At 34.7% G+C, this 2,878-nt stretch carries 2 protein-coding genes and 1 pseudogene; all 3 read left to right on the top strand.

Features of this window, described 5'->3' with window-relative positions; all coding sequences use genetic code 11:
- Positions 1–434: 434 nt before the first annotated feature.
- Entirely contained in the window at positions 435–1,478 is a 1,044-nt protein-coding gene (locus tag HT687_RS11525; protein WP_202795742.1) for a serine protease, read from the top strand.
- A gap of 17 nt (positions 1,479–1,495) precedes the next feature.
- Positions 1,496–2,488: a choline-binding protein CbpJ gene (gene cbpJ, locus HT687_RS11520; protein WP_000771147.1), complete on the top strand. Its 993-nt coding sequence runs from the start codon at positions 1,496–1,498 to the stop codon at positions 2,486–2,488.
- Positions 2,489–2,635: 147 nt separating this feature from the next.
- A pseudogene (locus HT687_RS11515) lies at positions 2,636–2,860 on the top strand (IS3 family transposase); the annotation flags it as partial.
- Between the last annotated feature and the right edge of the window lie 18 nt (positions 2,861–2,878).

Below are 2,878 nucleotides of genomic sequence, written 5' to 3'. Positions count from 1 at the left end.
ACTGTCAAAGTCCCGAGTCATTAATTGAAAAGTTTACCTGTTTATGTGATAATGGAGGGTATTTACAGAAGGTGATAGATTTCTTGATTCTATAGTAGATTGAGAAATTTAGAATAGTATGCTATAATCACATTAGGAGGATAAAAATAATGAAGAAAACGTTTTATAAAAAATTGGGTATTTCAATTATTGCGAGTACTTTATTGGCTAGCCAGTTGTCGACAGTATCTGCTTTGACTGTTATTTCTAGTACAGGTGAAGAATATGAGGTGAGTGAAACATTACAGGAAAGTCCAGAAACTAATAATTTTTCACTTCCTGAGATTTCGCCAACATATGGTTCATATTACCAAAATCAATCAGAAGTAATTATCGGTAATGATGATTTGGTTAAAATTGATAATACTCTACAATATCCGTATTCAACTTCAGCTATGGTTTTGTCTGAGTACAATGGTGTAGCCAATGGAACGAATATAGAAGGAAGAGGAAGCGCGAATTTTATTAAAGATAATGTTTTAATTACAGCAGCTCATAACTTCTACAGTCATAAATATGGAAAAGAAGCGGATGCTATTTATGTACTTCCAGCAGCTAGTCCAGATCAGGAACCATTTGGAAAGATCAAGGTTAAGGAAGTTCGTTATTTGAAAGAATTTAGAACTTTAAATTCTAGAGATGCATCGAAATATGACTTGGCTCTATTAATTCTAGAAGAGCCTGTTGGCGCAAAATTGGGAACACTGGGGCTTCCAAATAGTCAGAAAAATTTGGCTGGAACACCAGTGACGATTACAGGATATCCATCATATGATTTTGGAATTCATCAAATGTATACAGATAAAAAACAAGTTTTAAGTGATGATGGTACTTTTTTGAATTATCAAGTTGATACTTTGGGGGGATCAAGTGGATCTGCTGTTTATGATGCTAGTCACCGTGTAGTCGGAGTACATACTTTGGGAGATGAAGCTAACCAAGTTAATAGCGCAGTAAAATTAAATGAACAGAATTTATCATTTATTTATTCAGTACTTAAAGGATATTCTCTTGAAGGATGGAAAAAATTAAGTGGCAGTTGGTACTATTATAAACAACATGATAAACAAACGGGTTGGCAGAAAATAGATGATACTTGGTACTATCTAGATGCTTCTGGTAAGATGCTTACAGATTGGCAAAAAGTAAATGGAAAATGGTATTATTTGGGAACCTCTGGTTCAATGGCAACAGGTTGGAAAAATGTACGAGGCAGATGGTATTACTTAGATAATAAAAATGGTGATATGAAGACTGGTTGGTATAAAGATGGTTCAACATGGTACTATCTAGATCCTACTAATGGAGACATGAAAACAGGTTGGATAAAAGTAGGAGGAAACTGGTATTATCTTAACTCAAGTGGAGCTATGGTAACAGGTAGCCAAACTATCGATGGTAAAGTTTATAATTTTGCTTCATCTGGTGAGTGGATTTAATATTGGAGGACATATAAATGAAACTTTTGAAAAAAACTATGCAAGTTGGACTGACAGCATTTTTCTTTGGTTTGCTAGCTACAAATACTGTTTTTGCGGATACCACAGGTGGCCAATTTGTTGATAAGGATAATAGAAAATATTATGTAAAAGATGCTCATAAAGCAATCTATTGGCATAAAATAGACGGAAAAACTTACTATTTTGGTGATAAAGGAGAAATGGTAGTTGGATGGCAATACTTAGAAATTCCTGGAACAGGTTATCGTGATGATTTATTAGATAACCAACCAGTTAATGAAATCGGCCTTCAACACAAGTGGTACTATTTTGGACAAGATGGGGTACTACAAGAATTTGTTGGCTGGAAAGCATTAGAGATTAAAACAAAAGACAGTGTTGGAAAAGAGTACGGGGAAAAACGTGAAGATTCAGAAGATAAAGAAGAGAAGCGTTATTACACGAACTATTACTTTAATCAGAATCATTCTTTAGAGACAGGTTGGCTTTATGATCAGTCTAACTGGTATTATCTAGCTAAAACAGAAATTAATGGAGAAAACTATATTGGTGGTGAAAGACGTGCAGGTTGGATAAATGATGGTTCAGCTTGGTACTACCTTGATCCAACAACTGCTGCAATGCAAACAGGATGGCAATATCTAGGTAATAACTGGTACTATCTCCGTTCATCAGGTGCTATGGCAACTGGTTGGGTGAAAGATGGCTCAACTTGGTATTATCTAGATGCTCAAAATGGTGATATGAAGACAGGTTGGGCTTATGTTGGTAACAGTTGGTACTACCTTCGTTCATCAGGTGCAATGTCTACTGGTTGGGTGAAAGATGGTTCAACTTGGTACTACCTAAATGCAAGTAATGGAGATATGAAGACAGGCTGGTTCCAAGTCAATGGTAAATGGTACTATGCCTATGGTTCAGGTGCTTTAGCTGTTAATACCACAGTAGGTGGTTACTACTTAAACTATAATGGCGAATGGGTTAAGTAATGAAGGCTAATGGTAAACTGTGATGGATATTTAACTTTGTATAATAGGTGGATAAAAGTCTTTAAAATAGGAAAAAACGCATAATATTAGGTGAACTGCACCCCAAAAGTTAGACAGACAAAATCTAACTTTTGGGGTATTTTTATTATGAAATTAACTTATGATGATAAAGTTCAGATCTATGAACTTAGAAAACAAGGATATAGCTTAGAGAAGCTTTCAAATAAATTTGGGATAAACAATTCTAATATTAGGTACATGATTAAATTGATTGATCGTTACGGAATAGAGTTCGTCAAAAAAGGAAAAAATCGTTACTATTCTCCTGATTTAAAGCAAGAAATGATTAATAAAGTCATACATGAAGGCTGGTAACCGCCCAATAACGAA

Source organism: Streptococcus sp. 1449, assembly GCF_013276805.1.
In the GTDB taxonomy this organism is placed as follows: Bacteria; Bacillota; Bacilli; order Lactobacillales; family Streptococcaceae; genus Streptococcus; species Streptococcus pseudopneumoniae.
The sequence above is the reverse complement of the archived record's forward strand: the minus strand, read 5'-3'. Positions and strand labels throughout refer to the sequence as shown.